5 protein-coding genes are annotated in these 6,433 nt (G+C 38.4%); all 5 read right to left on the reverse strand.

The features are described 5' to 3' along the window. Positions 1-42: 42 nt before the first annotated feature. Entirely contained in the window at positions 43-705 is a 663-nt protein-coding gene (gene porL / locus BM084_RS14675; protein WP_093305755.1) for a type IX secretion system motor protein PorL/GldL, read from the reverse strand. Between the two features lie 50 nt (positions 706-755). Further along, the gene (gene porK, locus BM084_RS14680; protein ID WP_075325738.1) at positions 756-2,120 is read right to left on the reverse strand and encodes a T9SS ring complex lipoprotein PorK/GldK; all 1,365 of its coding nucleotides are present in this window, start codon (positions 2,118-2,120) and stop codon (positions 756-758) included. 115 nt (positions 2,121-2,235) lie between these two features. Further along, on the reverse strand, positions 2,236-3,396 hold the full coding sequence (locus BM084_RS14685; protein ID WP_093305756.1) for a formimidoylglutamase: 1,161 nt from the start codon (positions 3,394-3,396) through the stop codon (positions 2,236-2,238). 3 nt (positions 3,397-3,399) lie between these two features. Further along, the gene (gene topA, locus BM084_RS14690; RefSeq protein WP_093305758.1) at positions 3,400-5,949 is read right to left on the reverse strand and encodes a type I DNA topoisomerase; all 2,550 of its coding nucleotides are present in this window, start codon (positions 5,947-5,949) and stop codon (positions 3,400-3,402) included. Positions 5,950-6,183: 234 nt separating this feature from the next. Further along, the coding region (locus BM084_RS19295) for a hypothetical protein (RefSeq protein WP_218152252.1) at positions 6,184-6,433 on the reverse strand (250 nt) is incomplete at its 5' end.

Genomic DNA, 6,433 nt, shown 5'->3' on the forward strand with positions numbered 1-6,433 from the left:
TTTGTTCTTTAATAATTTAAGTTTTCAGAGGTAATAAATTCACTAATTAGTTGGCACACCACTGCGGGTACCGTTCATAGCTGTAAGCATACCTCCATAAACTCCGTTTAAAGAAGAAAGGTTAGCTGCAAGAGATCCCATTTCCTGGTTTAATTTACCGGCATTTTCTGCAACCTCCTGGTTGATTTCTGCCTGGCGTGAAGCTGATTCTACCTGAGCTTTATAAATATTATTTAAGGTTTCCATTTGCGTAGCTGCTGTAGTAAGCTCTTCGCTGTATTTCTTTTGAGAAGCCATAGCATCTACAGTAGGAGCAATTCCTTTTGCCGCTCCTTCAAAATTACGGATACTGTCTCCAAGACTGCTCATTAGATTAGCATCTATCTTAGCTTCTTTAAGCATTTCATCTAATTTCTTAGAAAGTTGGCCCTGAGTTTCTTTGTCTTCCTCAATTACTGTTGCGCTACGTCGAGTTCCTTGTCCACCGGCTAATTCAGGGTAAACTAAAGACCAGTCAAGGTCGTCATCTGTAGGTTCAAATGCAGAATATGCAAATACAAAAGCCTCTACTACAAGACCTGCAATAAGCATTGGGTTTGCAAATGGCCAGTGCATAATTTTAAAAAGCGCACCTAATATTACAACTGATGCACCTAAACCGTACACCATGTTAGTTATTCTCTTTGTTGAATTCGATTTTGCCATAATAATAAAATAGATTTAGATTTTCTACTGGTTAAATAGGTTGTTGTTAATTATCTGTTTGGTTGATTTAGGGTAACATCTGTTCCGAGGTAATCTTGAACTGTTCTAAAGCCAATATAGCTTCTTGCAGAATCTGCATATTCATAATCTCTTGAACTTACCTGAAGGAAATAAGCTACATCTTTCCAGGAACCTCCCCGCACTACTTTTCGCATATCGTCGGGATTATTAACCGTTGGGTTCATTGAAGACATGTATTCGTAAGAAGCGGGATCGTAAGACGAATCTACCCACTCTGCCACGTTTCCGGCCATATTATACAAACCATAATCATTTGGATCGTAAGATTGAGCTTCAACAGTATAAAGCGCCTGATCTGCCGCGTAATCTCCTCTTAATGGTTTAAAGTTGGCCATAAAACAACCACGATCGTTTTTGGCGTAAGGACCTCCCCACGGGTAAGTAGCTCCTTCTAAACCACCACGAGCTGCGTATTCCCATTCACCCTCGGTTGGTAAACGGTAAGAAGGCACGTTGTGCTCACCTTTTTCTCTTCGGTAATAATTATGATATAAGGTTCTCCATTGCGTAAAAGCCCTTGCCTGTTTCCAGGTAACTCCTACTACGGGATAATCGTCAAAAGCACTATGCCAAAAATAATCATTATGCATAGGCTCATTATATGAATAGTTGAAATCTCTTATCCAAACTGTAGTATCGGGATAAATTTGAATTTCTTCTCTTTTTATATAATCACTTCTATTTCCCTGTTTTTTAGCCGCACCCTGCACATCCATCCAGGTATAAGTGAACTTTAATTTTTCTACATCTATGGTACGCTGTCCGTTATAAACCTCTTCCATGGGGATATACATCATATCCATAACTTCCGCATAATACACATCTGGATAATCTTCTGTATCCCAAATAATATCAATATCCTTATTTAAACGGCGGTTCTCGTAGGTGTCAGATGGACCACCCTGGCCGTATGTATTCAGCATATATTCTTCATAAGGCGTCATGTCTCCCTCATCGGCATCCATAAAAGCGTAATCTCCAATTCCGCCTGAGCCTTCTGCTTCGCCCATGTTTTCAGCCATAATTGCTAATTCGGTTCTAACAATAGAATCCTTTACATCATTAACAAATTGACGGTATTCGGCATTGGTAATTTCGGTTTCATCCATATAGAAAGAACGCACGGTCACCGTTTTAGGCGGGGCATTGCGTTGGCCTGCGATATCATCATCAGACTTTCCCATTATAAATGAACCTCCAGGAATTAATGTCATCCCAAGTGGTTTCTCCGGATTCCACTTCTCCCCTTTCGCACCAACCAGCTGTCCACGATCTCCACGACCACAGCTTGAAAGCAAGGCCAGAACAGCTATTAGCGAAATAAATTTCTTCATAGTTTCTCTTAGGTTAAGACATCTCAATTTACGGCAGTAAACCTATCTAATTATTTTTTAAAAAACAATATTTTAGGTAAAAATACAGTAAATACCAAGAATGCCTGAAATTATTTTAAACTTCGTTTTTTCTTTTTGCTTTATACCATCTTTCTGGAATTACCTGATTACAAGCTTCCAGGTAATCTTCCTCACTGCAAGGTAATAACGTACTCCTTTTTAATTTAGTATCTACATGTTCAAGAAACGGAATCTCTATCCACCACCTCCCGCTAACAGGACTTTTGTAGAACACCAAAACCTCATCATCTATAGGAACCTGATACTTTATAAACTCTTTTTTTGCCGAAATAGTATTTTCGTTAGTCCGGTAATTTATTCCTTCAGCAAAATACCACATCATTTGTGCCATTAACATGGCACCCAAATTTCCGAATTTTAAATTATCATATTCATAAATCCCGAAAGAGCTAACTTTGTCACTAATCCCGGCGTAGCGAGCAAGCGCACAAATTTCTTTCCCATCAAATCCATTAGGGGAAGCAATATCACGAGAACCCGATGAAGGTGCACTTACAGCTGCTAAATCTATAGCCACCATATTTGCATCCCTCATTACCGGTTCTACTAATTTTATATTATTACTAACTTCTCCTAAACGATAAGCGTCAAAAAACAGGCGCTCCATTAACTCTATTTCGTCCTGCGAATTAAAATAGGTTTGATAGCCAATATTGGAATAATTAAATAAATTATAAGGCTGATTAACTACTATCTTACCAACGTAAGAGCAATTGCTTATCGGGTTTTCGGCATCTCCTAAATCAAAACGGCTATCTATGTTTACAAGATTTACCATTTGATCTAAAGTATCGTATGCCCGGTATTGCGCATAAACTAAATCCTGACTTCCGCCTAAAAGCACGGGAATCACATCTTTTTTCACTAATTGCGCCACCAGGGTTTGCACTGCAAAATAAGTATCTTCTACAGTTTCGCCTTTTTCAATATCCCCCAAATCGGCAATATTAATATGCCAGTTTCCCGGGAATAAACTATAAAAAGCCTTTCTTACATCTACAAAATCAAGAAAGTCTATTTCTTCTCCCAGCCGGTTTTCTTTAATACCCACCACTGCCATTTGTACGCCATCTAACTCTGGCAAACCGTGAGAGGCGGTATGTTTTTTTACTGAATTTCCCAGGGAATGTTCACCAAAACCGGCAATTTCCCTAAGCAACTCTTCAGAAAGGGGACTCAGAAAATCTAAATCCATATATTACTTCTTCTTTTTTGTAGTGGTTTTCTTTTTTGCCGTGCTCTTCTTAGCAGTTGTTTTTTTAGCAGGAGCTTTCTTTTTAGTAGTCTTTTTTTTATTTTTAGATTTCTCTTCAAGAATTTCTTTTACTTCCTCCAAACTTAAGTTTTCGGCATCTGTGGTTTTTGGCAACTCAATTTTAGTCTTGCCTTTTATAATATTAAACCTTCCCCAACGTGCTTTTTCAACTCTAATTCCTTCTTCTTCCCAATTATGGATCAACTTTTCACGCTCTTTACGCTTCTTATCCTCAATTAAAGTTTCAATATCTTCAATAGAAAGATTATCAAAATCGTATTTTTTATTCACGTTAATGAAAATACCATTCCATTTTAAGAAAGGACCAAAACGACCTACACCTTTTTGTACCGGCATATCTTCGTAGTGGTGAATTGGAGCATCTGCCTTTTCTTTTTCCTTGATCAGCTCCATTGCGCGATCAAAATCTACGTTTAATGGATCTTCGCCTTTTTCAAGCGAAACATATTTCTTGCCAAATTTCACATAAGGACCAAAACGGCCATTATTTACCTCAACTTTTTCATCTTTATACTCTCCTAATTCCTTCGGAAGCTGGAAAAGATCCATCGCTTCTTCGTAAGTAACCGAATCTAAAGTCTGGTCTGGTCCAAGGCTGGCGAACTTTGGCTTTTCATCATCTTCTACAGAGCCAATTTGAACCATAGGCCCAAATTTTCCTAACCGAACACTTACCGGTTTCCCTGTTTCGGGATCTTCGCCTAAAATTCTTTCTCCAACTTCACGGTCGGCATTTTTGGCTACATCTACAACTTGAGGATGAAAGTCTTCATAGAATTCTTTCATCATATGCGTCCATTCTTCATTTCCTTCCGCGATATCATCAAAACTCTGTTCAACTCTCGCGGTAAAATTATAATCAAGAATGTTTGAAAAATGATTCACAAGAAAATCGTTCACCACCATACCTACGGCAGTTGGCACTAATTTTCCTTTATCACTTCCAACGGTTTCAGTTAATTTATTCTCTTTGATGTCAGAACCTTTCAATACAAATTGCAAATACTCGCGCTCCGTACCTTCAACCGACCCTTTTTCTATATAATTCCTATTCTGAATAGTAGAAATTGTAGGTGCATAAGTAGAAGGACGTCCAATTCCCAATTCTTCCAGTTTCTTCACTAAAGAAGCTTCAGTATATCTATATGGCGGTCTTGTAAATCTTTCTGTTGCGGTAATGTATTTGTTGTTAAGCGGCTGATTTTCCTTTAAAGCCGGTAACATTCCGTTTTGCTCTTCCGCATCTTCATCATCATCGGTACTTTCCAGATAAACTTTTAGGAAACCGTCAAATTTCAAAACTTCTCCATTTGCAGTAAACTGCTTATCGTGTTTAGAAGCTTCAATTTTCACATGAGTACGTTCTAATTGGGCTTCACTCATTTGTGAAGCGATAGCTCTCTTCCAGATCAACTCATATAAGCGTTGTTCGTCCCGATCTGCCCTTACCGAGTGGCTGGCAAAATTTGTTGGGCGAATTGCTTCGTGAGCTTCCTGAGCGCCTTTAGTTTTTCCTTTAAATTGTCTTGATTTTGCGTATTTATCTCCGTAAGCCTTTAAAATTTCTTCATTAGCTCCTTTTCGTGCATCTTCTGAAAGGTTTACCGAATCTGTTCTCATATAAGTAATATGACCGGCTTCGTACAAACGTTGCGCCATAGTCATGGTCTTACTTACTGAAAAATACAACTTCCTGGCAGCTTCCTGTTGCAAAGTTGAAGTGGTAAACGGTGGTGCAGGAGATTTTTTCGCTGGCTTGGTAGTAAGTTCCGCAACTTTGAAATCAGACCCTAAGTTTTGCTGAAGAAATGATTCAGCTTCTTTACGGGTATCAAAATTTTTGGGAATTTTTGCTTTAAAAGATTTACCGTCTTCCGTACTGAATTCAGCGTCTATTCTAAATGAAGCTTCCGCAGTAAAATTTTGAATTTCTCTTTCTCTTTCTACAATAAGTCTCACTGAAACAGATTGTACTCTCCCGGCCGAAAGACCTCCTTTAACTTTTCGCCATAAAACCGGCGAAAGTTCGTAACCTACCAACCTGTCTAAAACCCTACGGGCCTGCTGGGCGTTTACCAGGTTATAATTAATATCCCTGGGATTGTCAATAGCTTTAAGAATAGCCGATTTAGTGATCTCGTGAAAAACAATTCTTTTGGTTTTATCACTTTTAAGATTAAGCTCTTCGGCAAGGTGCCAGGCTATAGCTTCCCCCTCCCGGTCTTCATCACTTGCCAGCCATACCATATCAGCATCTTTTGCAAAACCTTTTAGTTTTCTAACTACATCTTTTTTGTCTTTAGAAACTATATATTTTGGTTTAAAATTACCTTCGGTATCAACACCTAATTCTTTTGTAGGCAGGTCGGCAATATGTCCAAAACTGGAAGCCACCTTATAATCTTTTCCTAAAAATTTTTCGATGGTTTTCGCCTTGGCAGGGGACTCTACAATCACTAAATTCTTTGCCATAACTCTCTTTTTTCTAGCTGCAAAAGTATATCAATTTTTTTTTAACATCCTAAATGATTTTACAAAACAAGTAGAAATAGCTTGTAAAACAGCCACATTCACGGCTTCACGTATAAAAAAATTCTTTTCTCTATAATTTATAATCAAGTAGGGTGAAGATAATAAATATTTGAGCATTTATTATCTTCATCCCTCTTCCAGAACCGTGCATACGGGTCTCGTACACGGCTCATGTTAAATCTTATTCAGTACTGTTTGATAGTACTGATGCAAAGTGTTCCCTTCAACTGTGTCCATTGCGTACAACCCTAATTCTGAGAAGTACTTATTTGGCAGGGCATAGTGTATTAAATTGGTGGAGGAGTTTCTCCATCGGGTTACCGATATCTTCAGAAAATTCCCCTTATAACCCATACGCCTTAGTTGTCGGTGAAGAGGTTTCCAGCTTTTCCAGCTTTTCATCACCATCATTCGTAACCTTCTC

The sequence above is a fragment of the Salegentibacter agarivorans genome (assembly GCF_900113135.1).
GTDB classification, from domain to species: Bacteria; Bacteroidota; Bacteroidia; order Flavobacteriales; family Flavobacteriaceae; genus Salegentibacter; species Salegentibacter agarivorans.